Here is a 25,335-nt window from a genome sequence, read left to right as displayed (position 1 = left end):
TTTTCACAAGGATCTTCCCATGAGTTTTCGTCATTGTGTCGCCGTTGATTTAGGCGCCTCCAGCGGGCGGGTGATGCTCGCCGGTTATCAACCCGGGCAGCAAACGCTGGCGCTGCGTGAAATTCACCGTTTTACCAATAGCCTGCAGAAGGTGGATGGTTTCGACTGCTGGGATCTCGATAGCCTGGAAGGGGAAATTCGCCGCGGTCTGGAGAAGGTCTGCGAACAGGGCATCCTGATCGACAGCATCGGCATCGATACCTGGGGCGTGGATTATGTCCTGCTGGATAAAGCGGGCCAGCGCGTCGGCCTGCCGGTTTCCTATCGCGATTCTCGTACCCAGGGGCTGATGCGCCATGCCGAAGAGCAGCTGGGCCGGGCGGAGATCTACCGCCGCAGCGGCATTCAGTTTCTGCCGTTTAACACCCTTTACCAGCTCCGCGCGCTGGTTGAACAACAGCCGGAACTGGTCAGCCAGGCCGCGCATGCGCTGCTGATCCCGGACTACTTTAGCTTCCGCCTGACCGGCAACATGAACTGGGAGTACACCAACGCCACCACCACGCAGCTGGTCAACATTAACAGCGATAACTGGGATGAAGAGCTGCTGAACTGGAGCGGCGCGCCGCGCGAATGGTTCGGTACGCCGACGCACCCCGGCAACGTTATCGGCCACTGGATATGTCCGCAGGGCAATAACATCCCGGTGGTCGCCGTCGCCAGTCACGATACCGCCAGCGCGGTTATCGCCTCGCCGCTGGCCAGCAAAAACGCCGCGTATCTCTCTTCCGGCACCTGGTCGCTGATGGGCTTTGAAAGCAAAACCCCCTGCACCAGCGATGCGGCGCTAAAGGCCAATATCACCAACGAAGGCGGGGCCGAAGGCCGCTATCGGGTACTGAAAAATATTATGGGTCTTTGGCTGCTGCAGCGGGTGCTCAAGGAGCAAAACGTCAGCGACCTGCCGGCGCTGATCGCACGCACCGCTGCGCTTCCGGCCTGCCGCTGCGTTATCGACTGTAACGATGACCGCTTTATCAACCCGGACAACATGAGCGCGGAAATCCAGGCCGCCTGCCGCGAATCCGGGCAGCCGGTTCCTGCCGGCGACGCCGAGCTGGCCCGCTGCATTTTCGACAGCCTGGCGCTGCTCTACGCTCGGGTGCTTAACGAACTGGCGGCGCTGCGCGGTCAGCCGTTCAGCCAGCTGCATATTGTCGGCGGCGGCTGCCAGAACGAACTGCTCAATCAGCTTTGCGCCGACGCCTGCGGCATCACCGTGGTCGCTGGCCCGGTTGAGGCCTCCACCCTGGGCAATATCGGCATTCAGCTGATGACCCTGGACGAGCTGCACAACGTCGATGAATACCGTCAGGTCGTGCGGCAAAACTACGCCCTCACCACCTTTACCCCCAATCATGAAAGTGAAATTGCCCGCTTTAGCGCGCAGTTTCAGCCACAACAGACCAAGGAGCTTTGCGCATGACCACTCAACTTGAACAAGCCTGGGAAATTGCCAAACAGCGCTACGCCAGCGTCGGCGTGGATGTCGAGGAGGCCTTGCGCCAGCTGGACCGCCTGCCCGTTTCCATGCACTGCTGGCAAGGCGACGACGTCGTCGGTTTCGAAAACCCGGAAGGAAGCCTGACCGGCGGTATTCAGGCCACCGGCAACTACCCGGGGAAAGCGCGTAACGCCAGCGAGCTGCGCGCCGACCTTGAGCAGGCGTTGAGCCTGATCCCCGGGCCAAAACGCCTGAACCTGCACGCCCTCTATCTGGAATCCGACGCGCCGGTAGCGCGTAATGAAATTAAGCCAGAGCACTTTAAAAACTGGGTTGTGTGGGCGAAAGCCAACAAGCTGGGGCTGGATTTTAACCCCTCCTGCTTCTCGCATCCGCTGAGCGCTGACGGCTTTACGCTGTCGCACGCCAACGATGAAATCCGCCAGTTCTGGATCGATCACTGCAAGGCCAGCCGCCGCATTTCCGCTTACTTCGGCGAACAGCTGGGCACGCCGTCGGTGATGAATATCTGGATCCCGGACGGCATGAAGGATATTACCGTTGACCGCTTCGCGCCGCGCCAGCGCCTGCTGAACGCGCTTGATGAAGTGATCAGCGAGAAGCTGGACCCGGCGCACCATATTGACGCCGTAGAGAGCAAACTGTTCGGTATCGGCGCGGAAAGCTACACCGTCGGTTCCAATGAGTTCTATATGGGCTACGCCACCAGCCGCCAGACTGCCCTGTGCCTGGATGCCGGCCACTTCCATCCGACGGAGGTCATCTCCGATAAGATTTCCGCCGCCATGCTCTATATCCCGCGTCTGCTGCTGCACGTAAGCCGTCCGGTACGCTGGGACAGCGACCACGTGGTGCTGCTGGATGATGAAACCCAGGCCATCGCCAGCGAAATCATCCGCCACGATCTGTTCGACCGCGTGCATATCGGTCTCGATTTCTTCGACGCCTCGATCAACCGCATCGCGGCGTGGGTGATTGGTACCCGCAATATGAAGAAAGCGCTGCTGCGCGCTCTGCTGGAACCAACCGAGCAACTGCGTCAGCTGGAGCTCGACGGCGATTACACCGCCCGTCTGGCGCTACTGGAAGAGCAGAAGTGCCTGCCGTGGCAGGCCATCTGGGAAATGTACTGTCAGCGTCACGATACGCCGGCAGGCAGCCAGTGGCTGGATAACGTACGCGCTTATGAAAATGCGGTTCTGAGCCAGCGCGGGTAATGCCTGGACTTCCCCGGACGCAGCCGGGCTACGAACCGGTAGCCCGGATAAGCCATTTACGGCGCAATCCGGGGGCTCGCACATATTCAGGGCGAGGGGCCAACCCCGCGCCGAATCAACAGGAAAGACAAGACTATGCAGACCATTATCGACGCCTGGTTCGTCCAGGGCATGATTAAAGCCACTTCCGACGCCTGGCTGAAAGGCTGGGACGAGCGCAACGGCGGCAACCTGACGCTGCGCCTCGACGAAGCGGATATTGAACCCTACGCGGCGGATTTCCACGCTAAACCGCGCTATATCGCCCTGAGCCAGCCGATGCCAACGCTGGCCAACCAGCCGTTTATCGTCACCGGTTCCGGTAAATTCTTCCGTAACGTCCAGCTCGACCCGGCGGCGAACCTCGGCGTGGTGAAAGTCGACAGCGACGGCGCGGGATACCATATTCTTTGGGGTCTGACCAACGATGCGGTACCAACATCCGAGCTACCGGCGCACTTCCTGTCGCACAGCGAGCGTATCCGCCTGACCAACGGCAAAGACCGGGTGATCATGCACTGCCACGCCACTAACCTGATTGCCCTGACCTACGTGCTGGAGAACAACAGCGATCTGTTCACCCGTAAGCTCTGGGAAGGCAGCACCGAATGCCTGGTGGTCTTCCCGGACGGCGTCGGCATTCTGCCGTGGATGGTGCCGGGCACCGACGAAATCGGCCAGGCCACCGCTGAGGCGATGCAGAAACACTCGCTGGTGCTGTGGCCGTTCCACGGCGTTTTCGGCAGCGGCCCCAATCTGGATGAAACCTTCGGCCTGATCGATACCGCCGAGAAATCCGCTGAGGTGCTGGTGAAAGTCTATTCAATGGGCGGGATGAAACAAACCATCACCCGCGAAGAGCTGGTCGCTCTTGGCAAACGCTTCAACGTTCAACCGATGCAGTCCGCGTTAGACCTTTATCAATAACAACATCGCGCCCCGCTCACCGAGACGGGGCGAAACATCACCTGCAAACCCTACCAAACTGACTCTTGTGGAGTAAAAGCAATGAAAACAAAGACAAGCTTGATCCTCACCGTTGCCATCCTGGCGTTGTCCGGTTCCGCTTTAGCCGAAGTCAAAATCGCCCTCGTGGCGAAATCATTGGGAAATGGATTCTTCGAAGCAGCGAACGTCGGCGCGCAGGAAGCGGCCAAAGAGTTAGGCGATGTCAAAGTGATCTATACCGGCCCGACCACCACCACCGCCGAAGCACAGATCGAAGTGCTGAATGGTTTGATCGCCCAAGGGGTGGATGCGATCGCCATTTCCGCTAACGATCCCGATGCCGTGGTGCCGGTGCTGAAGAAAGCGATGCAGCGCGGCATTAAGGTGGTCTCCTGGGACTCCGGCGTCGCGCCGGCGGGACGCCAGATCCATCTTAATCCGTCCAATAACGCCTTGATTGGCGAAACCAACGTTAAGCTCGCCGCCGATGCGCTGAAGGCGCTGAACGTGGAAAAAGGCGATGTGGCGATTTTAAGCGCCACCCCAACCTCCACCAACCAGAACATCTGGATTGAGGAGATGAAAAAGGTGCTGCCGCAGTATCCGTCCGTCAATCTGGTGACCGTCGCCTACGGTGACGATCTGTCGGATAAAAGCTACCGCGAAGCGGTGGGCCTGCTGAAGTCATATCCTGACCTGAAAGTGATCGTTTCGCCTTCGTCGGTGGGGATCGTTGCCGCCGCGCAGGCGGTGAAAGATCAGGGCAAAATCGGCAAGGTCTACGTGACTGGCCTGGGGCTGCCATCGGAAATGGCGGGGGCGATTAAGTCCGGCGCCAGCAAAAGCTTTGCTATCTGGAATCCGATTGACCTTGGCTATGCCGCCACGTATCTGGCCGACGATTTAGTCAAAGGCACGGCGACCAAAACCGAAGCCAATATGGGCAAGCTGGGCAAAGTGAAGCTCGACGCCGACGGTAGCGGCGCGATGGCCGAACCGTTCGTCTACGATGCGAGCAATATCGATAAGTTCTCGAAGATATTCTAACCCTGCTTCCTCACCCCGGCCCGCTCCCGAAGGGAGAGGGAGAAAGCCAGGCCCTCTGCGCAATGCAGGCAGAGAGCACTGAACGGTTCCCTCGCCACTTTGGGGAGAGGGTTAGGGTGATTTTACGGAGAACTATCATGTCAGCATCCACCCCACTGCTGTCGCTTAAGGGCATCACCAAGGTTTTCCCCGGCGTGCGCGCACTTGAGAACGTACAGCTCGATCTCTGGCCCGGCAAAGTCACCGCCTTAATCGGCGAAAACGGCGCGGGCAAATCCACGCTGGTCAAAGTGATGACCGGTATTTATCAGCCCGAAGAGGGCGAGATTCTCTATAAAGCGATCCCTATCCAGCTGCCGACCCCGGAGTCAGCGCACAAGGTCGGGATCACCGCCATTCATCAGGAAACCGTGCTGTTCGACGAGCTGTCGGTCACTGAAAATATTTTCGTCGGCCAGTATCTGCATCGCGGTCTGCTGAAGAGGCTCGACTGGCCCGCCATGTACCGCAAAGCCAGCGAGATTCTCACCCGCCTGGAGGTGCAGATTGACCCGCGCGCGACGTTGAAAACCCTCAGCATCGCCCAGCGCCATATGGTGGCCATCGCCCGGGCGCTCTCCTTTGAAGCCCAGGTGGTGATCCTCGATGAGCCGACCGCCGCGCTCTCACAGCATGAAATTCTGGAGTTTTATCAAATCGTTGAGCGCCTGAAGCAGGACGGCAAAGCGATTCTTTTTATCTCGCATAAGTTCGATGAGATTTTCGAGCTGGCAGACTACTACACCATTCTGCGCGACGGCGTTTACGTCAGCTCCGGAGCGATAAACGACATCACCGAAGAGCGGATGGTGACGATGATGGTGGGCCGCGCGATTACCCAAACCTACCCGAAAGTTGACTGTACCCCAGGGGAAACGGTGCTGGAGGTGCAAGACCTCTGTCACCCCACCGAGTTTGCCCATATCAATTTCAGCCTGTGCAAAGGGGAGATTCTTGGCTTTTACGGCCTGGTGGGCGCCGGGCGCACCGAGCTGATGCAGGCGCTCTCCGGGGTCTCGACCCCCTCCTCCGGCAACATCGTACTGAAGGGCAAAGCGATGCGCTTTCGCCAGCCGGTCGACGCCATCAACGCCGGTATCGTCTGCGTGCCGGAAGAGCGGCAGAAACAAGGGGCGATTATCGCCCTGCCGATCGCCCAGAACATCAGCCTGCCGCAGCTCAGCAAACTCAACCCCAACGGCGTACTGAACGACGCCCGCGAATGGCGGCTGGCGGATGAGTACGCTTCGCGCTTACAGGTCAAAGCTTTTAGCTGGCGGCAGGCGGTGGAAACCCTTTCCGGCGGCAATCAGCAAAAAGTGGTGATCGGCAAATGGCTGGCGACCCATCCCGAGGTGATTATCCTCGACGAACCGACCAAAGGCATCGATATCGGTTCCAAAGCGGCGGTGCACCAGTTTATGTCCGAACTGGTCAGCCAGGGGTTGGCGGTCATTATGGTCTCTTCGGAGCTGCCGGAAGTGATGGGTATGGCCGACCGGATTATCGTGATGCACGAGGGGCTGATGGTGGCCGGGTATCGCGCCGGTGAAGCGACGGCGGAAACCATCGTCAGCGCCGCCAGCGGCGTGAATCAGGAGGCAGCGTAATGGGCAAACAGCTGCTTAAACACCGCGAAGCGCTGCTGGCGGCGGTGATCATTTTGATGATCGGCGCTATCGGCAGCCGGGCGCCGTCGTTCGTCTCGCCGGGCAATCTGGTGGAGATGTTTAACGACACCGCCATTCTGATCATCCTCGCCCTCGGGCAGATGATGGTGCTGCTCACCAAAGGCATCGATCTGTCGATGGCCGCCAATCTGGCGCTGACCGGAATGATCGTCGCTCTGCTCAACGCCCACTATCCGGGTATCCCGGTGGCGGCGCTGCTGGCGCTGGCGACCCTGCTTGGCCTGCTGATGGGGATGATTAACGGCCTGCTGGTCTGGCGGCTCGGTATTCCGGCCATCGTGGTCACGCTGGGCACCATGAGTATTTATCGCGGGATTATCTTTCTGCTTTCCGAGGGTAGCTGGGTTAACTCGCACCAGATGAGCGCCGATTTTCTCGGCCTGCCGCGCGCCTCGCTGCTGGGAATGCCGCTGCTGAGCTGGTGCGCCATCGCCGCGCTGCTGCTGGTAGGCTATTTCCTGCGCTACAGCCGCACCGGCCGGGCCTTGTACACCGCGGGCGGCAACGCGACGGCGGCGTACTACACCGGGATTAACGCCGGGAAGATGCAGTTTGTCAGCTTCTGCCTCTCCGGCGCGCTGGCCGGGTTCTGCGGCTATTTGTGGATCTCACGTTTCGCTGTCGCCTATGTCGATGTCGCCAACGGTTTTGAACTGCAGGTGGTCGCCGCCTGCGTCATCGGCGGCATCAGCACCATGGGCGGAACCGGTCGCGTGCTCGGCTGCCTGTGCGGGGCGCTGTTCCTTGGAGTGATTAATAACGCGCTGCCGGTGATCGGTATTTCGCCGTTCTGGCAAATGGCCATTTCCGGCGCGGTGATCGTCATTGCGGTGCTGCTTAACGAACGAGGCAATAAAGGCCACGGACGGTTAATCCTGCGCGACGCGGCATTAGCCCGACAGAAACAGGCGGTGAAATCATGAGCAAAATGATGATGTCTGAAGAGATGAAAAGCGTCCCGGCCGCGCCGTCGCCGCTGCGCCGCTTGCTGTGCTGGGAAGGTTTTCTGCTGGCGGTAACCCTGGCGGTATTTATGGTTAACGCCCTGGCATCCCCCTGGTTCCTTAATATCTGGAATCTGTCGGACGCCACGTTTAACTTCACCGAAAAAGCGATCATCGTGCTGCCGATGGCGATGCTGATTATCGCCAGAGAGATCGACCTTTCGGTAGCCTCGACGATGGCGCTGAGCTCAACGGCGATGGGCTTCTGCGCGGCAGCGGGTATGGATACGCCGCTGCTGGTGGCCGTCGGGCTGGGCGTGGGGCTGCTGTGCGGCCTGTTCAACGGTATCCTGGTGACGCGCTTTAACCTGTCGTCGATCGTGATCACCATCGGCACCATGAGCCTGTATCGCGGGATAACCTACATTCTGCTGGGCGACAAGGCGCTCAATCACTACCCGGACAGCTTCGCCTGGTTTGGCCAGGGCTACGTGTGGGGCGCGCTCTCTTTTGAGTTTGCGCTGTTTATCCTTCTTGCTGCCGCCTTTACCTTCCTGCTGCATAAAACCAACTTTGGCCGCCGGACCTACGCCATCGGCAATAACCCGACCGGAGCCTGGTTCTCCGGGATCAACGTCAAGCGTCACAACCTGGTGCTGTTCGCGCTGGTCGGACTGATGGCCGGCCTGGCGGCGGTTCTGCTGACCTCAAGGCTCGGCAGTACCCGCCCGACGCTGGCGATGGGCTGGGAGCTGGCGGTCGTCACGATGGCGGTACTCGGCGGCGTCAATATTCTCGGCGGTTCCGGCAGCATGGTGGGGGTGATTATCGCCGCTTTCCTGATGGGGCTGGTGACGTTTGGCCTGAGCCTGCTCAACGTGCCGGGCATCGTGATGTCGATCATCATCGGCGCGATGCTGATTGTGGTTATTTCGCTGCCGATTATTACCCGGCGGATTTTGCAACGAAGACGGATTTAATTTCCCCTTCACCCTAAATCCCGGAGGCGGTGCTACGCACCTGTCCTGGCTACCGGCCTGCAGACGCCAGTGAACCTGTAGCCCGGGTAAGGCGCCAGCCGCGACCCGGGAGCGGGTGAAGGGAAACGGATTACCCAAATCAACATTAAGGAGAATTATCATGAGTTTTATGTTGGCACTACCCAAAATCAGCCTCCACGGCGCGGGCGCAATCGGTGATATGGTTAAGCTGGTGGCAGGTAAAGGGTGGGGTAAAGCGCTGATCGTCACCGACGGTCATCTGGTCAAGATGGGTCTGCTCGACAGCCTGTTTACCGCCCTGGATGAACAGCAAATGTCTTATCATCTGTTTGATGAGGTGTTCCCTAACCCAACGGAAGCGCTGGTGCAAAAAGGCTACGCGGCGTATCGCGAGGCCGGGTGTGATTACCTTATCGCCTTCGGCGGCGGCAGCCCGATCGATACCGCTAAAGCGGTGAAAATCCTCACCGCCAACCCGGGGCCATCGACCGCCTACTCCGGCGTCGGCAAAGTGAAAAACGCCGGGGTGCCGCTGGTAGCAATCAACACCACAGCAGGAACAGCCGCGGAGATGACCAGCAATGCGGTCATTATCGACGCCGAACGTCAGGTGAAAGAGGTGATCATCGACCCCAATATCATTCCCGATATTGCCGTCGATGACGCCAGCGTGATGCTTGATATCCCGCCGTCCATTACCGCCGCCACCGGCATGGACGCGCTGACCCACGCCATTGAAGCTTTTGTTTCCGTTGGCGCGCACCCGCTGACCGATGCCAATGCCCTGGAAGCGATTCGCCTGATCAACCAATGGCTGCCGCAAGCCGTGGACGACGGGCACAATCTTGAAGCCCGCGAGCAAATGGCGTTTGGCCAGTATCTGGCGGGCATGGCGTTTAACAGCGCCGGTCTTGGCCTGGTGCATGCGCTGGCTCATCAGCCGGGCGCTACCCACAACCTGCCGCACGGCGTGTGCAACGCCATCCTGCTGCCGATCATCGAAAACTTTAATCGCCCGAACGCGGTTGCCCGTTTCGCTCGCGTCGCGCAGGCGATGGGCGTCGATACCCGCGGCATGAGCGATGAGGCAGCCAGCATGGAGGCCATCAACGCCATCCGCGCGCTGAGTAAACGCGTCGGCATCCCGCAAGGCTTTAGTCAGCTTGGCGTTAGCAAAGCCGATATCGAAGGCTGGCTGGACAAAGCGCTGGCCGACCCGTGCGCGCCGTGCAACCCGCGCACCGCCAGCCGCGACGAAGTCCGCGACCTGTATCTGGAGGCATTATGATCCGCAAAGCTTTCGTGATGCAGGTAAACCCGGACGCGCATGAAGAGTATCAGCGCCGCCATAATCCCATCTGGCCGGAGCTGGAAGCGGTGCTGAAAGCCCACGGCGCGCACCATTACGCGATTTATCTCGATAAAGAGCGCCATCTGCTGTTCGCCACGGTGGAGATTGAATCCGAAGCGCGCTGGAACGCCGTCGCCGGGACCGAGGTGTGTCAGCGCTGGTGGCAGCATATGCGCGATGTTATGCCGGCCAATCCGGACAACAGTCCGGTAAGCGCGGAGCTCAAAGAGGTGTTTTATCTCGATTAAATCCATGACGGCCCCGCTGCATTTAGCGGGGCCACCGCTTCAGATCGAAGAGCGTTACATCGTTCCGGGAACGGGCGTGGCCCTGAAGGCGTTTACCGCCCTGTCCATCAGCACCCGATCGTCGCTTCCGCTATCCAGTATCGTGTTTTGCGCGGATTCTTTTTCTACCTGCACGGCAACCGCATCAAGCTCCTTTAACCTGGCCGTCGTCAGCAAAGCGCTGACCTGCGCCGCAAAGCAGGCATCCTCTTCGGAGGGCTGCGCCTGCGCCGCTGACGTCTCCGTGGTCGCCACGATATGGTTATTGGCAATATAATTCCCTTTCCCGGAAACCAGCCGGATGATGACCGGTTTTATTCCCAGCGGCTTGAGATACTGGATATCAATCGTTTCGGAAATATGATTGGCAATCAACGAATTATGACTACCATTGATATGCAGCAGACCATAGGCATCATCCAGGCCGTTGTCATAGGTCTGCATCGGCGGCCAGGGTTCGCGATCGCGGAAAAAATGATTGGCCGCGATGAGATTCTCCGCACTGTTATTCTCCAGTACCAACATCCCTGGATAAAATGAGTGCAACCGATTACCGGTCACGGTAGAACGAACAACGCCAGATAAATGAACGCTGCTGGCGCCACGCGGAAAGATATTATTGCCAGAAATTAATAACCCACCAAAGTTTTGGGCATAAATCGAATAGCCTTTATAGCCTGCGCCAATCAGGTTATCGGTTATTTTAGAAGCCTGTCCAGCGCCACGAAGCTCGATGCAGTTGCCGCATTCGGCGATAAAGTTATTATGGATCGCCATAGCATCACTATTGTACGTCGTGAGACCATGCTCAAGATAGATAAATCCCATGCCGGTAATCCGGAAAGCATCCTGAGCGCTGGCGATATAAATCCCGGTTTTGCCGTTAATATAGCTATTTTCCGGATCGTTGTTTCCCAGCCCATCATCAATAAAATGCAAGCCATCAATACAGAAGTTTTCAAACGCCACTGAACTTATTCGCGGTGCTCCGCTGCGTTTCACGTAAAATGCAGCGCCAGCGTGTTCTTCATCACCGGGCTGCGGGCAAAGATCGACCAGGATACGGCTGCCACCCGGCCATATATCATGCAAATTCGCCCACTCGTCAGCCGGCGTATTAAAGCGAATACTTGAAGAGACAAACCCGTGTCCGGCGCCCATTATTTTTAAATAACTGATATCAATCAAAACCTGAGTCGTCAGATAATAATCGCCGGGCGGGATATAGATAGCGGCGCCGGGTTTTCCACCATTATTCATGTCGGTTGCGGTTTGCCGATTTTTAATATCGAGAATAATACTGTTGATAACTTCGCCGATATCCTTATACGGATTACCGATATGCCACTGCGTCACGTCATAATAATTATTATGCGTCATGAAGAACCTCCTCTGCTATGAACAGAAAATCAATTAAAAAAAACTGTTTTGATTAACACTGATATTTAATGATAAATAATACGGATAGCCTGATCCGCTGGCGATTAATCGCGTCCTTTTTCCAGTTCACGTTTTGCAAGATCGGCTTTGATTTTTTCAAGGAACGCGTTATTCAGCTTGAAGTAGCGCACCAGATACGCGCTGATGAAATAGCTCACCATCGGCAGTAGTGAGAACATCATGATGATGCCCTGAATGGTCTGCGCATTTTGCTGCGGCTCATTAGCGACATAGCCGGTAAACGCCAGAATCCACGCAACGATAGCGCCGGCCACCGCCAAACCCATTTTCAGCATAAAAAGGTTACCCGCGAAGGAGATACCGGTCAGGCGCTTGCCGAACTTCCAGTCACCGTAGTCATCAACGTCGGACATCATCGCCCACAGAATCGGGCCTGACTGAATTAAATGCAGAACGTTAATAATGATGAATAACGCCATCAGCGGGGTCAGGGATTGCGGATCGATAAACCACAGCGCAAATGACAGAACACCGAGAATAATATTAATAATGCGGAACAGCGCGAGTTTATCAAAGCGATCGGTCAGCGGTTTGGCAAGCACGCTGCCCAGCATATTACAGGCCACGCCCAGCGCCATAAACAATGTGATAAATCCGACAGAGGCCTTCATCACATAGGTAGCATAATAAATGGTGACGCCGCCGCGGATGAAGGCCGGGAAAACATTTAGAAAGGTTATAGAGATCATCAATAGCCACTGATCGTTCTTGATAATATCCCGCAGGTCTTTCTTTAATGACTCGTTTTCCTTAACCGACACCACGCGCTCTTTTATGCTGGAAAAGCAGAAGAGGAACATCAGGGTTGCCGCACCGCCCATAATCATCATCGTCAGCTGGAAACCGGAGGCGCGGTCGCCATTACCCAGCCAGTCCGTTAACGGCAAAATAGATGAGGAGATAATTAACGTTGCCAGCCCGTTAAGGAAAAAACGCCATGACAGGCAGCCCATACGCTCTTTCTGATTGAGAGTAATCACGCCGCCGACCGAGCAATAGGGAATATTGATCGCGGTATAAATCAGCGACATCATTAAATAGGTGACCCAGGCATAGATAATCTTGCCATTCATGCTTAGCTCTGGCGTAGTGAACATCAGCACCGCACCCAGCCCAAACGGAAACGCCATCCATAATAACCATGGGCGGAACTTACCCCAACGGGTCACGGTGCGGTCGCAGATGGCCCCCATCAGCGGATCGCTAAAAGCGTCAAAGATACGGATAACCAGGAATAAGGTCCCCACAACTCCGGCACTTAAGCCATACACGTCGGTATAAAACCAGGTCAGATACAGTGCCAGCACGCTCCATATCATTCCTGATCCGGCGTCACCCATGCCGTAGCCGATCTTCTCCCTCAGCCCCAGCTTTTCATAAGCGCTCGGCCTTTCCATTGCGGTAGCAGACATAAATATACCTATTTTTTTATTAAAAGGGACCCATGGCGCCAGTCGTCGCGCCATTGCTAAACATAAATCTTTTACAGGGTAGTAATATTAATTTTTACGCTGCTCTCACGAATAATTAACCGAGAGACAATTTCGTGCATTTCAATACTGTCCGGCTGCTGTTGATATTTCACCATCTGGAAAGCGAGATGAGCGATTTCACTTACCGGCTGCGCAACGCTGGTAATTCTTTTTGTTTGCGCCAGCAAGGTATTATCAAAACTGGCAATCGCAATATCTTCTGGAACGGCGATGCCTTTTGCTTCTAGCCCATCGATAAGATAGTTTGCCGCAATATCGTTATAAACTAACAGACATGTACAGGTTCGCTTCGGCTCGCTGAGTTTCTCAATAATATCATCAAGAATGCTTATATGACCTGAGACCTTCTCACCCTCACCTTTTGTTATCCAGAACGAATTATCTTTGGCAAGCTTTAAACCATGACTCGCTATTTTTTTGCTGTACGACGATACCTTGCGGTTATCAACGCCTTCCTGGGCAACAAAACCAAATGCAACATGTCCGGTGTGTATGAAATGCTCCGCAATACTTTCAGCCCCGCGATCCTGATTAATCGATACAGAATTAAAGAACCGGGACACCTGCGTAACGACGACAACCGGGATTCGGGTAATAGTTAACCATTCTGAAAGACCGGCTTCTGCTTCTGTCGGCACCCATAGCAAACTGTCAATGCCCATCCCCACCAGGGTATGAATAATATGCTTATCTTGTTGCGGTTGATTCTGGTGCGTTTTGACGATCACCGATTTACCGATGTACCGGGCCTCTTCTTCCACTGTCGCCAACAGTTCACAGAAGTGAGGATTGACCAGATTAGGCACAACCACACCAATCAGTCCGGAACATTTACCGCTAAGCTGAAACGAACTTTTGCTGGGAACATAGCAAAGATAATCCATCGCCTCCCGCACCGCCTTACGCGTTTCCGCGACCACGCTGGGATGATTATTCAGGACTCGTGATACGGTTGCCGTCGAGACCCCAGCTCTTTTTGCTACGTCTTTAATCGATGCCATGGTAATTGAATACGCCTTCTGACTCCTGGAGCTCACTATAAATTGTGAGCTAAATCGAAAATGTAAGCCAGTTCACATGTTGTCGCGTTACATGGAATGACGTTTAGCCTTCGCAATTTTATTATTCCTTACATAGCTTAAAGACCGGACTATACAAAAGCATAAATCAGCGTAAAAGAATAATATATTATGTCAAAAAAATATTGCTGGTGGTCGTGTGGGATTTAGCTGAAAGGTATTGAACGCATGAAGGCGCCTCATCCTTTTTGCCGAGTAAACGACAGAGTGTCAGATGACATCTTCACTCAGGATGAGGCATGAGAAGTGCTGGCTTAATTATATATAGCGGCTACCGTTCATTAAAGTAATGTGCAATTTAATAGAATGTACTCTGGCTATAATGATAATTATCAGAAGAAATACTTAAAGCGCACCCGCGCGCCGTAGCGATCGTCATCATCCCCCTGACTCAGCTTGTCGTCGCTGTCAAGAAAGGAGTAGTAAGCGCCGAGATAAATATTAAAGTTCTGCATGTTCATGACGTTCGGAATTTGATACGACGCGTGCAAAGTATGAATATTGTAAGTGCCCTGGTCCTTAATCCAGCAGTCGTTCTCGCAAATCACGCCGGCATAATCGCTGATTTTATTATGCGCGTAGATATATCCCAGCTCAAAGCGCCGCCATAGCGCGTTCACCCCGGAGGTGAAATCCTTCTCGTTATTGGCATCCATATAAGCGGTATTCAGGTTTACTACCACACCGTCCGCCGGGTCGCTCTTCAGGCCGTTCCAGGTCATGGTCAGGCCATAGCCGGTGCGGTCAGACTGATCGACGAAGTGACCCTGCGTATCTTTATAGCCGTAGGCATTCTGTACCACGTTCGCTTCCACGGCCGCCGCAACGGAAAATTCATCCTTTGCCCAGGACACCACCGGACGCAGGTACGCCACGTTCTTTTTCTGCTCCATGTCGCGACCGTGATAACCGCCGTCGTTATACAACGAAGTTCCGTCTTCCAACAGTGTATTAAGCTCAAAATACCAGTTATCTAACTGTTTACTCAGCAAGAAGTTACCGCCTGCGTCAGAACGACCGCGTCCCTCTTTCATCATATAGATATAGCCATGTCCGTCACTGTACAGGTCGTTAGCGGTATTTCCTGAGTGCTCAACGAAGGTATCCTGATTTAGCGGGAACATATCGTACGCCTCAAAACGCCCCACTTTCACCTTCCAGTCGTTCTCCTGACCAAAGAAGAAAACCGCATCATCAAGGTTCATCGAACCGGTCATGTCCGCTAGCGGCTGGATAGAGAACCCGGCAAAATAGCCGTTTTCCATTTTACGGATACCGTCAAAACCGAGCAGAATGCGGCCGTTTAAATCCCACTTATCATAGGTTGTATCGCTGCCAACGTCGGCATTGGTCATGGCCAGCAAGCCATGTTTGCTTTCCGCATCCATATTGAATTCGACATCGCCGTAGATTTTCAGATCGCCATAGCCGGATAATTTCAGCTCAGGAACTGAAATATTTTTTTTACTCTCAGCGGTCGGGGCCATGCTTTTAACCGCTACGCTGGTTTGCGCCGCCTGTATAGCGGAATTCTGCTTCGCCTGTAAATCCCGCACCTGGCCTTCGGCCACCGCCGCCCGGCTTTCAGCGGCGGCAAGCCGCGCTTCAAGCAGCTCCATCCTTTGTTCCAGCGTCAGATGATTATTTTTCGCTACCGCTGAACCGGTTATCAAAGACAAACCTATGGCTATCGATAATGCTGTTTTATTCATTTTTATTTTCCGGAGGTAAAAGAGGGCCAGGTGAGTCATAAACTCACCCGTATATATTTTTATTTTTTATATCAGGAAGATTTTCTATTTTATTATTGAAGTTCAGCCTGCGAACAGCTGATATTTATTTTTATCCTCATCGGTAATGTCTCTTAATACCCGACAAGGGACGCCTGCGGCGACAACATTTGCCGGTATGGAACGGTTCACCACGCTCCCGGCGCCAATGACCGAGTTTTTTCCGATAGTGACGCCAGGATTGATAATCACCCCGGTGCCCAGCCAGACGCCGTCTTCAATAACCACCGGCAAAGAGAACTGCTGCTGGGTGTGGCGCAGATCCGGATGGATCGGGTGGCCGGCGGTTGAAATCGTCACATTTGGCGCAAACATCACGTTATTACCAATGGTGATCTCAGCATCATCAACCAGCGTCAGATTAAAGTTAGCGTAAAAATTATCGCCAATGGAGATGTGAGTTCCGTAGGCAAAATTAATCGGTGGTTCTATCCAGCATTCTTTACCCACGCGGGCAAACATCCGCTGAATAATGTCGTTTCTTAATTCCTGGTTAAACGGATGGGAGTGGTTGTACTCATAGGCTCGCGCCTTCCCCATCAGCCGCTGCTGCGGTAAGCCATATCCTGAATCAATATAGAGCTCGCCGCTGTTCATTCTTTCTTTCATATCCATCATACAAACCGCTCCTGTCACGGTGACTAATTGCTCCGTTGGCTAAACCGTCATAGCGCTATCGCTAATCTTTTCCGGCTTTGCCTTACCCGATAAGGTAAAGGCGGATATTAGCGTAACGGCCAGGGCAATACCGCCGAGGATCATATAGGTGTCCTGGAAGCCGATGCGGTCATACATGTTGCCAGCAAAAGCGGAGAGGAAGATCGCCGCCACCTGTTTGGAAAACTGGAAGCCAACCAGATAAATCGTCGCCGACAGGCGGACGTCAAATACTCCGGTGATATATTTAAAGGCCCCTACCAGCAGGAACGGCACTTCCAGCGCGTGGAGCATTTTCAGCGCCACCACTTCCGCAGCCGTCGTGGCAAACGATGAACCGATCATCCTTGCCGCCATCACCATTCCGGCAATCAGTAACGTATTTTTCGCCCCGATGCGGTTAATAATCCACGGCGAGCTGAACATAATAATCGCGTTGCATATTTCCCCGGCGGTGGTCGCAAAACCAAAAGCGCGGGTGCCCGATTCAGGGGTGGCAAAAAAGGATTTAAAGAAGGTGGCAAACTGCTGATCGAAGACGTCATAAACGCAGGCGACGCCGATGACGTACAGAATAAACATCCACATTTTGCGCTGGCGGAACATGCTCACGGCAGTTTTTAAATCCACCGCCGGACGATTGGCCCCTAAAGAATCCATCACCTGTGCGCTCTGACTGGCCTGCGGTTTAGCGATAGCCACCAGCACAACCAGTACCAGCGCGGCGGCAGAGCCCATCCAGAACACCCACTCCGGGTTAACGCTGAACAGCATCCCCGCCGTGGTGGCGCACAGGGCCCAGCCGAGGCAGCCAAAAGTCCGCGCCTTGCCGTATTCAAACCCGCTATTGCGGCTCACGCGTTCGATATAGGCCTCCATCGCCCCGGCGCCGGCGGAGAACACAAAGCCAATATAGGCTCCGCCGCTCAGCGCGCCGAGCCAGATATTGGTTTTCAGCAACGGCGCAAAAACGTAGAGGAAAAAGGGCGCGATCAGCACCAGCAGCACGGTGACAATCCACATCAGATGCTTTTTCAGCCCCAGCTTATCGGAGATCACGCCCAGTATCGGCTGAAAACAGATAGCAAACAGCGACAGGCTGGAGAAAACAATCCCGGTCTCGGTTTTATTCAGGCCGATGACATCCGATAACCAGATCGGCAAAAACGGAAAGCAGGTGGCCATAATGAAAAAGTAGAGAAAGAAGAACAGCCCGAAAATCCAGAAATTGGGGTTGTTTTTATGGGTACAGACGGTCGGGTTCATGGTGTATTCCTCAAAAAGGGCCGCCGCGCGGCCCGTCGTCATCACACGCGTTGCAGGCCAATCAAAATGGCGCTTTCCGGGTCAAGGATTGGCAGCGCCAGCCCCGCCAGTTGCAACCACTCGCCGCTTACGGTCTGCGGCGTCGTCATCCATTCCGGCAGCTTACGCATGGTGTGGCCGCCCTCTCCCGTAATCTGAATATTCGGATGGTCGAGCAGCGTGACCTGGTAGCGCGCTCCCGCTTCCAGTCCCGGCACGCGCAGCGGCGCCATCAGGGTGTAGTCCGGCATCGCCAGCTGGCTGACGAGGAAAATCGCCTGGCTCCGGTCTTCGCTTACCACGCCGTGCGCCAGCGTCGTGGCGTCCGGCATATCGATACGCCACTGCACGCCGTGATGAATCACATCGCGCCACTGCTTATGCAACGCCGCGTATTTGCGGTAGCCGGCACGCTCTTGTTCGTCAGCGCTTACCGGGTCCAGCTCAAGCCCCATATGGCCGAACAGCGCCGTCAGGCCGCGAAACGCAATGCTGTGCTGGCGGAAGGTGGCGTGACAGTGGCGGTTGCCGATATGCGCGCCCATGACTTCCGGCGGGAAGAAGTAGCTCATGCCGCGCTGGATAGTGTTGCGCTCCAGGGCATCGTTATTATCTGAAGCCCAGAAGCGATGGCTGCGCTTCAGCACTTCGTAGTCGATTCGCCCGCCGCCGGAGGAGCAGGACTCAAATTCAATATGCGGGAAGCGAGCCACCAGCGTATCGAGCAGGCGATAGAACTGGCGGGTTTGCGCATCGGCGGCAGCTTTACCGTTATGCCCGGGCTGTACCAGTTCGCGGTTCATATCCCACTTCACATAATCCACCGCGTGCTCGCCCAGCAGCCAGCTCATCCGCTCCAGCAGATAATCAAAGGCTTCCGGGATATTCAGATTCAGCACAAATTGATGGCGCCCGGGAAGCGGCGTATAGCCCGGCAGCGCCAGCACCCAGTCAGGATGCGCGCGGTATAAATCGGAGTCAGGGTTAATCATTTCTGGCTCAACCCAGATGCCGAACTCCATGCCCAGCGATTTTACGTGGTCGATAACCGGGGTCAGACCGTGCGGATATTTTTGCTCATCAAGATACCAGTCGCCGAGCGCCGCCCAGTCGTCGTTGCGCCCTTTAAACCAGCCGTCATCAATGATAAAGCGCTCAACGCCCAGTTCCGCCGCCTCATCCGCCATGCGCATGATGTACTGTGGGTCGTGGTCGAAATAGATCCCTTCCCAGGTATTGAGATGCACCGGGCGCGGTTTGTTGCCCGGAAAGCGAATAATCCGTTCGCGCAGATAACGATGGAACTGCTGGCTCATGCCGTTCAGCCCCTGCGCTGAATAGCTACCGTAGAGGTGCGGAGTCCACAGGGTTTCCCCCTCCGCCAACGCCATTTCGCCCGCCAGATAGAGCGCTTCCGCCTGCAGGTAGCGACGGCCATCGGTTTTCACTTCCGCCCGCAGGCGATGGTTACCGCTCCAGCCCAGATGCACGCCCCATACTTCCCCCTGCATCTCGCTAAAGGCCTGGCTGCCGGTAATCAGCGCCGGAAAATGTTCATGGGAAGTGCGTCCGCGACGGTTTTCCAGCACGAAGCTGTCATGTTCAAGGAGCAGACGATGGGGCTGGAATTCGCGGATCCAGCGGCCATGAAAGGCCATGACTTCGCGGGCGCGCTCGGCGACCGGTAGCGTGACGGCCAGGCGATCTACCTGCCACGGCTGCGGACGCAGGTTGGTCAAGCCATGGCGAACGCTCAGCACGCCGCTGTTATCAAGCTGAATTTCACTGCATAACCGCAGGCCTGCCTGAGCATCTTCACTGATGATGGTTAAATTCTGCCCATCCTGCGCCACCTCGGTCGTGGTGAACATCGGCGAAGCGTCCAGCCCCTGACGGTGGCCTTCGATGCCCGGCGCGCCGAACAGGCCGTGACCCAGCTCAGCCATTAAGGTCACCGGTGAATCCACATCAAGACGACCATTGGCCACCGGGCGGGCAATGCTCAGGGCATCCTGCGGCGAAAAATGGCTTAAATGCGGCCCCCAGTAGATAATTTCGGCGAACGGGCGGGTTTTGATCACCACATCAGCCGCTGCGCTTTGCAGGCGTAAAATCGAATCAGACATCAGACTTCTCCACAACAAGGAATAGCTTACTGTTGATCCGAAACGTTTCGGACGCCAACCAAAACGTTTCGGATCCGTGATCGAGTTCAGGAAATTAATCTGACGGGAGGGGAATCAGGCAGTTTCGCCGGGGATAAATTCAGGCTGCCAGAGCACCTGGAGAGAGGCGAGATCGTCGCCGGCGATTAAGCGGCGAACCATGCTGGCTATCTGGCGGCCCACGCCCTGCCGGGTGGACTGGATCACCGCGCCCACCGGAGTTTCGATGATGCTGTCCTGCGGCAAGCCATCATAAACCACCAGTGAGACGCGATCGGAGCCGGTAAGACGCCCGAGCTGGGCAAGTGCCATCGCCGCGCCGTCGCCGTGGGTGTTGCAATCGGTGACTATCGCCGTAGGCGGTTCGGGCAGACGCAGCAGCTCCATCGTCGCCTGAAACCCTCCGCGGCGGGTGGGCGACACGCTGCGCAGCCAGGTTTCCGCCAGCCCCGCTTCACGCAGGGCTTGCAGGTAACCATTGCGGCGCTGCGTAATAAACGCCTGATTGTTATTTTCGCTCAGCAGCGCTATACGCTGGTGCCCCTGGCTAATCAGATGGCGGGTTGCGCGGTACGTTCCCGCCTGGTTATCGAAATCAAACCAGGCATAGGGCTGTGGCAGACGGCTGCGCCCCAGGGCGAGAAAAGGAAAGCCGGAAGAGAGCAGCTGAATCAGGCGCGGATCATCGTCCAGAGTATGGGCAACAATCAGCGCATCAACACGACGACTCTGCACCATACGCATATAACCGTGTTTATCGGCCTGTTCGTCATCGGCTATCAGCAGTAAATCGATCTCATAGCGCGCCAGCTCGTGGCTAATCTCGCCGACCATCTCAAGGAAGACGTTGTTATTCAACGGCGCGGGACGCACGGGAAAAACGAGGCCGACGGCGTCGATTTTGCCCATTTTCAGGCGGCGCGCAAAGGTGTTTGGCCGATAGCCGCGACGCTGCGCTTCGGCCTCGACGCGGGCGCGCGTCTCCTGCGACACGTCGTCATAGCCGTTCAACGCGCGGCTGACGGTTGTAACCGAGATCCCAAGTTCTTTAGCAATGGCTTTCAGCGACATAAGTTTCCCTGTCTTCGCGGGAGAATGCAGCTAGTGTCCCGCAATACAGCCATGGCGTCCACCCTGCCGCCGTGACTAGTTCTGCTCGGCAACCAATAGCGCTTGGGTATCCGGTTCCAGCGCCTGGAAAACGTGCTCCCGATCGGCGGGATAGCAGATGTAATCCCCCTCTCCCAACTCTTCCGGCGCCTCCGTGAGGCCGACCCGCGCCCGCCCCTGGGTGATAATAATATGTTCCACGGAACCCGGTGGATGAGGGTGAGAGATACGGTCAGCCCCCGGCTGGGTTAGCAGGAGATAGATATCGCGCCGCGCGCCCGGCGGGCAGGCGGCGAGTAAAATTGCCTGATAGTTTGCCTGCTCGGCAATCACTTTCGTCCCCTCGCCGCGGCGGATCACCTGGGTGGTGTTGACCTGCGGCTCCAGCAGTCGGGCAAAAGGAATATCGAGGGCCACGCACAGCGCCCACAGCGTTTCCAGACTCGGGTTACCGTTACCGGACTCCAGCTGCGATAACGTTGATTTGGCAATTCCCGCCCGTCGCGCAACTTCAGCAAGGGAAAGACCGGTGCGCGCGCGTTCACGAACCAGGCTTTTGGCAATCAGGCTAATTGGCTGAGTCATCCAGCCCTCCGTGTTTTTTATAACGAACGTTTCGTTCGTCTTGAAATACGATTCTGTTGCGTTCATTATAATGGAAATTCGTTCGATATGGCTAAAGAGTATGAAACATCACTTCGCCAGTCTTAAAGGCGACACCCTCAGAGCAATTGTTTTAGTCTGCCTCGCAGTGGGCATCGTTGGTATGTCCTATGGCTCGCTGGCCATCGCCTACGGTTTCCCGATTTGGGTGCCCTTTGTGCTTTCGGTCAGCGTCCTGGCAGGCGCCTCGGAGTTTATGTTTATCGGCATTGTCGCCAGCGGCGGAAATCCCCTGGCGGCGGCGGCGGCCGGTTTACTGGTTAACGCTCGTCATATTCCCTTCGGCGTGACGGTTCGCGACCTGGTCGGCCAGCGCGCCGCCAGCTTCCTCGGCTGCCATATTATGAACGATGAAAGCGTGGTGTTTGGTCTGTCGCAGAAAACCCTCGAGCAGCGGCGGGCGGCCTACTGGCTGTGCGGTCTGGGCGTGGCGCTGATCTGGCCATTGGGCGCGCTATTGGGCGCGGGGGTCGGCAAACTGCTCCCGGCTCCGGAAACCATTGGCCTCGATGCGGTCTTTCCGGCCATTCTGCTGGCGCTGGTGGTTCCGGCATTTAAAAATCGCACCACCTTGATCCGCGCCTGCAGCGGAGCAGCTCTGTCGCTGGCCGCCGTACCTTTTGCGCCGGTTGGTCTGCCGGTTTTGCTGTCGCTGTTTGGCCTGCTGACGAGGAGAAAATAATGGGCAATATGACGCTATTTATCGCCGGTATCGCGATTTTGTCGCTGGGCACTTACTTAATGCGCTTAGGCGGAGCGAAGCTCGGCAGCCGGCTGGCCTTTTCTGAGCGCTCACAGGCGCTACTCTCCGATGCGGCAACGGTGCTGCTCTTTTCCGTCGCACTGGCAACCACCTTCTACGAAGGTGAACATTTTGCCGGGATGGCGCGGGTGCTGGGCGTGGGCTTTGCGGTATTTCTTGCCTGGCGTAAGATGCCGCTGATCGTGGTGATTATCGCCGCTGCCGTGGTGACGGCGCTGCTGCGGATGGCGGGTTTACGATAAAAGCGCCCACAGGCGCTTTTATCGTTCTTCAGCCAGTTTAATCACTCAATGTATTAAACCATCTTACGAGCTGGTTATAGCTCGCCATGAGATGTTCAAAGGAACCATCCACCATTTGCGGGGCGCCATCCATCAACATGGCTTCCCCAGACGTCAGCGGCGTGTTATCGCGAACGCGGCGGACGCGCGTTTTGGCATCCAGAAGGTACTTTTCCGCCGCTTCGATAAACGTCGGGGCTCTGATCTCACGCATCCGGGGACCTTTTTTGGTTTCGCCCTGTTTTGATTTCAATTGCTCAATTTGTTCACCCAGATCCTGGACGAGTTTCATCGCAGCATCGGTATCAAATTTATCCGCCTCAAGCGCCTGGTTAACCTTTTTGCTGGTCAACATAATGGATAGCGAATAGTAATCAAAAGACTTGCCTTCTTTGACCTCAATCTTTTTCAACTGCTGTTCCTGACGGCGGTTATTAATTTCATGAATCGCTTCTGAGTAAGCATCTGATGCGGGTTTGAACGCGGCTAATGCCTGAATAAACTGAGTATGCAGCGCTTTGCCTTTAGCGAAAGCATCATCTTTATAATCTTGCTGTTCGTAATATTTATTCATCTTATTGATGACTTCTGCCAGCTTAATGGATGAATTAATATAAGGTAAAGCGAGATTATCGATAGGATCCAGCGACGGCTTTAAACTCGAAACGTGCGTCATATTGGCCAGGCACTTATCAAACTCTGCGGAAACAGCCGTGATACCACCAACACTCTTTTCTTTTCCGGTGGGACCGACCTTTAGATCGTCTAACCAGCGAGCATAGTATTTAATGCTACGATAAATATCTTCATCGATATCATTATAACACTCAATATATACGCTCATCTTTTCGCTAATAATGCGGTCTGGGCTGGCGTTTTTAACTTCCTTGTTATCTGCACCTGAAGATGCGGATGGACTAGCCGGAGCTGCTGCAGGAGCAGGAGCGCTTTCGGGTAATTTATTATCGTCGCATCCAACAAGCCCCATTAATAAGACGCAGCTTATTGCTGCCGCCAATAAATTCCTTTTCATAACTATCCTTTATTAAAAACAATTAAACCAATCTAAAGACAGGAGGATAAATCATATCGCATAATCGTTTTATGCCGATACAAAAAAAGCGCCCGCAGGCGCTTTTAAACTAATGATGTTATTTAGCCTGACTAAATCTGTGCTGCTATCCAAAGAATAACGCGCTCGATATCCAGCGGTTTTTGCTGATCCACGGTCAATACCGGCCCCAGCCGCATTGGTTCCGCCTGCTGCGCCAGCCGAGCCAGTTCCGGCAGATACTCTTCGCCCGGATGCCCCGGCTTACGATCGTGTAACCGGCTGGCATAGCGCGCCACCGCAAGCTCAGGCGGGATGTGATTCCAGACCTCCAGAACCTTTTCAACGCCCGCTTGTTGTAGCAGCTGCTGCAGCATGTCGCGCGGTTGAAAGCCAAACCAGGCGTCAATGAGCCAGATGCAGCCTGCCGGTGACTGACCGACAATCGACCATATCACTTCATACGCGGCGCAGCCCAGTTGCCGGTTGAAGGACCGATCGATCCCGGTAAAGCACGCCATAAACGGCTCTTTAATACCGTCGATGGTCAGCTGCGGCAGATTAAACGCTGCCGATAGCTGCCGGGTGACGGTGCTTTTACCCGAGGCGGGAATGCCGTTAATTAAAATTACCGTTTTGCAGCCGGGTGTGAGATATCTGTTCATAGCAACGCAACGACCTCCTCCTTGCTGCTGGCGGCCCGCAGCTTCTCCATGGTCTCGTTATTATCGAGCAGAGCAACAATCGCACGAATCCCCTCTTCTATATGGGCATTGCTGTCCTGCGCGCCGAACATAATGACGATATCCGCCTTCTCGCTATCAGCAAACTGAATTGGCTTATCCAGCACAACAAGGCTAAAGCAGTTGCGCTTTACGCCGCACTCCGGTCTGGCATGCGGGATGGCGATGCCCTCATCAAAAACGTAATAGGCGCCATGATGCAGGGTATTATCGATCACCGCCTGACCGTAATCTGCCGAGATATATCCCTTTGCCACCAGCGGGCTGGCCGCCAGTTGGATCACCTTCTGCCAGTCGGACTCCGTGACGCCGACCTGAATCGCATCGGCCTCAATAAGCAGTTCTTTTATCGTCATTATCACTTCCTATATATTACGGCGAATAACATTACGTAACTCATCAATGCGCACAAAAAGCGCATCTATTTCCTGGCGATGCGTATGGCTTTTGGCATATACCGACAGTGCCCGGTTATAAACCAGCATTAATGCTTTCTGTACTTCGCCATTTCCCGGGTCGCCCCGTAATTCGCCTTCCAGCCTGGCGATTTCCCCCGCCAGCTGGCGGGACTGTGCGTCATAATCCTGCGGCGGGCTACTCTCTTTTTTCCACAGCGTTTTCAAAGATTCAAACATAGCGAGCTCCTCCCTGACGGACAGCAGGGCAACGGAATACGATTAAAAAT

General features: G+C 55.3%; 24 protein-coding genes. 11 read left to right on the top strand and 13 right to left on the bottom strand.

Annotated features, from left to right (window positions below):
- Positions 1-19 precede the first annotated feature (19 nt).
- The 9 genes from rhaB to rhaM all read left to right on the top strand — a co-directional run bounded on the left by rhaB (position 20) and on the right by rhaM (position 10,050).
- Positions 20-1,486, top strand: a complete 1,467-nt coding sequence (rhaB, locus tag K2184_RS23365; protein ID WP_064344072.1) for a rhamnulokinase — start codon at positions 20-22, stop codon at positions 1,484-1,486.
- Complete coding sequence (gene rhaA, locus K2184_RS23360; RefSeq protein ID WP_023321844.1) at positions 1,483-2,742, top strand: L-rhamnose isomerase; 1,260 nt, start codon at positions 1,483-1,485, stop codon at positions 2,740-2,742. Before rhaB ends, rhaA begins: the two co-directional genes overlap by 4 nt.
- Positions 2,743-2,877: 135 nt before the next feature.
- The gene (gene rhaD, locus K2184_RS23355) at positions 2,878-3,708 is read left to right on the top strand and encodes a rhamnulose-1-phosphate aldolase (protein WP_004107477.1); all 831 of its coding nucleotides are present in this window, start codon (positions 2,878-2,880) and stop codon (positions 3,706-3,708) included.
- A gap of 81 nt (positions 3,709-3,789) precedes the next feature.
- The gene (gene rhaS, locus K2184_RS23350; RefSeq protein ID WP_004107475.1) at positions 3,790-4,776 is read left to right on the top strand and encodes a rhamnose ABC transporter substrate-binding protein; all 987 of its coding nucleotides are present in this window, start codon (positions 3,790-3,792) and stop codon (positions 4,774-4,776) included.
- A gap of 137 nt (positions 4,777-4,913) precedes the next feature.
- Positions 4,914-6,425 (top strand): sugar ABC transporter ATP-binding protein, encoded by a 1,512-nt coding sequence (locus tag K2184_RS23345; RefSeq protein ID WP_163525538.1) that lies wholly within the window; start codon positions 4,914-4,916, stop codon positions 6,423-6,425.
- Positions 6,425-7,429, top strand: a complete 1,005-nt coding sequence (locus K2184_RS23340; protein ID WP_004107471.1) for an ABC transporter permease — start codon at positions 6,425-6,427, stop codon at positions 7,427-7,429. Before K2184_RS23345 ends, K2184_RS23340 begins: the two co-directional genes overlap by 1 nt.
- The gene (locus K2184_RS23335; RefSeq protein WP_064373348.1) at positions 7,426-8,430 is read left to right on the top strand and encodes an ABC transporter permease; all 1,005 of its coding nucleotides are present in this window, start codon (positions 7,426-7,428) and stop codon (positions 8,428-8,430) included. Before K2184_RS23340 ends, K2184_RS23335 begins: the two co-directional genes overlap by 4 nt.
- Positions 8,431-8,590: 160 nt before the next feature.
- On the top strand, positions 8,591-9,739 hold the full coding sequence (gene fucO / locus K2184_RS23330; protein WP_004107467.1) for a lactaldehyde reductase: 1,149 nt from the start codon (positions 8,591-8,593) through the stop codon (positions 9,737-9,739).
- Positions 9,736-10,050 (top strand): L-rhamnose mutarotase, encoded by a 315-nt coding sequence (gene rhaM, locus K2184_RS23325; RefSeq protein ID WP_004107466.1) that lies wholly within the window; start codon positions 9,736-9,738, stop codon positions 10,048-10,050. Before fucO ends, rhaM begins: the two co-directional genes overlap by 4 nt.
- Positions 10,051-10,104: 54 nt before the next feature.
- On the opposite strand, the gene K2184_RS23320 is transcribed toward rhaM, so the two are convergent.
- From K2184_RS23320 to K2184_RS23280, 9 genes are all read right to left on the bottom strand, one after another.
- On the bottom strand, positions 10,105-11,469 hold the full coding sequence (locus K2184_RS23320) for a NosD domain-containing protein (protein ID WP_004107464.1): 1,365 nt from the start codon (positions 11,467-11,469) through the stop codon (positions 10,105-10,107).
- A gap of 104 nt (positions 11,470-11,573) precedes the next feature.
- On the bottom strand, positions 11,574-12,962 hold the full coding sequence (locus K2184_RS23315) for a glycoside-pentoside-hexuronide (GPH):cation symporter (protein ID WP_004107462.1): 1,389 nt from the start codon (positions 12,960-12,962) through the stop codon (positions 11,574-11,576).
- A gap of 71 nt (positions 12,963-13,033) precedes the next feature.
- Positions 13,034-14,044, bottom strand: coding sequence for a LacI family DNA-binding transcriptional regulator (locus K2184_RS23310; RefSeq protein WP_004107460.1), 1,011 nt, complete (start codon positions 14,042-14,044; stop codon positions 13,034-13,036).
- A 410-nt stretch (positions 14,045-14,454) separates the two neighbouring features.
- Positions 14,455-15,834 (bottom strand): carbohydrate porin, encoded by a 1,380-nt coding sequence (locus tag K2184_RS23305; protein ID WP_004107458.1) that lies wholly within the window; start codon positions 15,832-15,834, stop codon positions 14,455-14,457.
- A 102-nt stretch (positions 15,835-15,936) separates the two neighbouring features.
- Positions 15,937-16,530: a DapH/DapD/GlmU-related protein gene (locus K2184_RS23300; RefSeq protein WP_004107456.1), complete on the bottom strand. Its 594-nt coding sequence runs from the start codon at positions 16,528-16,530 to the stop codon at positions 15,937-15,939.
- Positions 16,531-16,569: 39 nt separating this feature from the next.
- Complete coding sequence (locus K2184_RS23295; protein ID WP_024274858.1) at positions 16,570-17,835, bottom strand: MFS transporter; 1,266 nt, start codon at positions 17,833-17,835, stop codon at positions 16,570-16,572.
- Between the two features lie 41 nt (positions 17,836-17,876).
- Complete coding sequence (locus K2184_RS23290) at positions 17,877-20,000, bottom strand: alpha-galactosidase (RefSeq protein WP_004107452.1); 2,124 nt, start codon at positions 19,998-20,000, stop codon at positions 17,877-17,879.
- A gap of 114 nt (positions 20,001-20,114) precedes the next feature.
- Positions 20,115-21,110, bottom strand: coding sequence for a substrate-binding domain-containing protein (locus K2184_RS23285; RefSeq protein WP_004107449.1), 996 nt, complete (start codon positions 21,108-21,110; stop codon positions 20,115-20,117).
- Between the two features lie 75 nt (positions 21,111-21,185).
- Positions 21,186-21,734: a helix-turn-helix domain-containing protein gene (locus tag K2184_RS23280; RefSeq protein WP_004107447.1), complete on the bottom strand. Its 549-nt coding sequence runs from the start codon at positions 21,732-21,734 to the stop codon at positions 21,186-21,188.
- A gap of 100 nt (positions 21,735-21,834) precedes the next feature.
- On the opposite strand from K2184_RS23280, the gene K2184_RS23275 reads away from it, so the two are divergent.
- Entirely contained in the window at positions 21,835-22,494 is a 660-nt protein-coding gene (locus tag K2184_RS23275; protein WP_064371043.1) for an AzlC family ABC transporter permease, read from the top strand.
- The gene (locus K2184_RS23270; RefSeq protein ID WP_004107443.1) at positions 22,494-22,817 is read left to right on the top strand and encodes an AzlD domain-containing protein; all 324 of its coding nucleotides are present in this window, start codon (positions 22,494-22,496) and stop codon (positions 22,815-22,817) included. Before K2184_RS23275 ends, K2184_RS23270 begins: the two co-directional genes overlap by 1 nt.
- 37 nt (positions 22,818-22,854) lie before the next feature.
- Here the strand turns inward: K2184_RS23270 and K2184_RS23265 are convergent, their stop codons facing one another.
- From K2184_RS23265 to K2184_RS23250, 4 genes are all read right to left on the bottom strand, one after another.
- On the bottom strand, positions 22,855-23,889 hold the full coding sequence (locus K2184_RS23265; RefSeq protein ID WP_064371044.1) for a YiiG family protein: 1,035 nt from the start codon (positions 23,887-23,889) through the stop codon (positions 22,855-22,857).
- A gap of 131 nt (positions 23,890-24,020) precedes the next feature.
- Entirely contained in the window at positions 24,021-24,572 is a 552-nt protein-coding gene (locus K2184_RS23260) for an AAA family ATPase (RefSeq protein ID WP_004107439.1), read from the bottom strand.
- Positions 24,569-25,006, bottom strand: a complete 438-nt coding sequence (locus tag K2184_RS23255; RefSeq protein WP_004107437.1) for a PTS sugar transporter subunit IIA — start codon at positions 25,004-25,006, stop codon at positions 24,569-24,571. The genes K2184_RS23260 and K2184_RS23255 overlap by 4 nt, the downstream gene beginning before the upstream one ends.
- Positions 25,007-25,015: 9 nt before the next feature.
- Positions 25,016-25,285, bottom strand: coding sequence for a hypothetical protein (locus tag K2184_RS23250; protein WP_024274856.1), 270 nt, complete (start codon positions 25,283-25,285; stop codon positions 25,016-25,018).
- Between the last annotated feature and the right edge of the window lie 50 nt (positions 25,286-25,335).

The sequence above is a fragment of the Klebsiella sp. K5-306 genome (assembly GCF_051835185.1).
Lineage (GTDB): Bacteria > Pseudomonadota > Gammaproteobacteria > Enterobacterales > Enterobacteriaceae > Klebsiella > Klebsiella oxytoca.
Note: the sequence above shows the minus strand (reverse complement) of the source record. Positions and strands in the feature narration are given on the sequence as shown.

Bases quoted from the DNA above. Each gene is read 5' to 3' on its own strand.
- K2184_RS23310 (WP_004107460.1), bottom strand. From the start codon at position 14,044: ATGGCATCGATTAAAGACGTAGCAAAAAGAGCTGGGGTCTCGACGGCA.
- K2184_RS23315 (WP_004107462.1), bottom strand. From the start codon at position 12,962: ATGTCTGCTACCGCAATGGAAAGGCCGAGCGCTTATGAAAAGCTGGGG.
- K2184_RS23290 (WP_004107452.1), bottom strand. From the start codon at position 20,000: ATGTCTGATTCGATTTTACGCCTGCAAAGCGCAGCGGCTGATGTGGTG.
- rhaA (WP_023321844.1), top strand. From the start codon at position 1,483: ATGACCACTCAACTTGAACAAGCCTGGGAAATTGCCAAACAGCGCTAC.
- K2184_RS23340 (WP_004107471.1), top strand. From the start codon at position 6,425: ATGGGCAAACAGCTGCTTAAACACCGCGAAGCGCTGCTGGCGGCGGTG.
- rhaD (WP_004107477.1), top strand. From the start codon at position 2,878: ATGCAGACCATTATCGACGCCTGGTTCGTCCAGGGCATGATTAAAGCC.
- rhaS (WP_004107475.1), top strand. From the start codon at position 3,790: ATGAAAACAAAGACAAGCTTGATCCTCACCGTTGCCATCCTGGCGTTG.
- K2184_RS23285 (WP_004107449.1), bottom strand. From the start codon at position 21,110: ATGTCGCTGAAAGCCATTGCTAAAGAACTTGGGATCTCGGTTACAACC.
- K2184_RS23295 (WP_024274858.1), bottom strand. From the start codon at position 17,835: ATGAACCCGACCGTCTGTACCCATAAAAACAACCCCAATTTCTGGATT.
- K2184_RS23265 (WP_064371044.1), bottom strand. From the start codon at position 23,889: ATGAAAAGGAATTTATTGGCGGCAGCAATAAGCTGCGTCTTATTAATG.
- K2184_RS23345 (WP_163525538.1), top strand. From the start codon at position 4,914: ATGTCAGCATCCACCCCACTGCTGTCGCTTAAGGGCATCACCAAGGTT.
- K2184_RS23255 (WP_004107437.1), bottom strand. From the start codon at position 25,006: ATGACGATAAAAGAACTGCTTATTGAGGCCGATGCGATTCAGGTCGGC.
- K2184_RS23335 (WP_064373348.1), top strand. From the start codon at position 7,426: ATGAGCAAAATGATGATGTCTGAAGAGATGAAAAGCGTCCCGGCCGCG.
- fucO (WP_004107467.1), top strand. From the start codon at position 8,591: ATGAGTTTTATGTTGGCACTACCCAAAATCAGCCTCCACGGCGCGGGC.
- K2184_RS23275 (WP_064371043.1), top strand. From the start codon at position 21,835: ATGAAACATCACTTCGCCAGTCTTAAAGGCGACACCCTCAGAGCAATT.
- K2184_RS23300 (WP_004107456.1), bottom strand. From the start codon at position 16,530: ATGATGGATATGAAAGAAAGAATGAACAGCGGCGAGCTCTATATTGAT.
- K2184_RS23250 (WP_024274856.1), bottom strand. From the start codon at position 25,285: ATGTTTGAATCTTTGAAAACGCTGTGGAAAAAAGAGAGTAGCCCGCCG.
- rhaM (WP_004107466.1), top strand. From the start codon at position 9,736: ATGATCCGCAAAGCTTTCGTGATGCAGGTAAACCCGGACGCGCATGAA.
- K2184_RS23305 (WP_004107458.1), bottom strand. From the start codon at position 15,834: ATGAATAAAACAGCATTATCGATAGCCATAGGTTTGTCTTTGATAACC.
- rhaB (WP_064344072.1), top strand. From the start codon at position 20: ATGAGTTTTCGTCATTGTGTCGCCGTTGATTTAGGCGCCTCCAGCGGG.
- K2184_RS23320 (WP_004107464.1), bottom strand. From the start codon at position 11,469: ATGACGCATAATAATTATTATGACGTGACGCAGTGGCATATCGGTAAT.
- K2184_RS23280 (WP_004107447.1), bottom strand. From the start codon at position 21,734: ATGACTCAGCCAATTAGCCTGATTGCCAAAAGCCTGGTTCGTGAACGC.
- K2184_RS23270 (WP_004107443.1), top strand. From the start codon at position 22,494: ATGGGCAATATGACGCTATTTATCGCCGGTATCGCGATTTTGTCGCTG.
- K2184_RS23260 (WP_004107439.1), bottom strand. From the start codon at position 24,572: ATGAACAGATATCTCACACCCGGCTGCAAAACGGTAATTTTAATTAAC.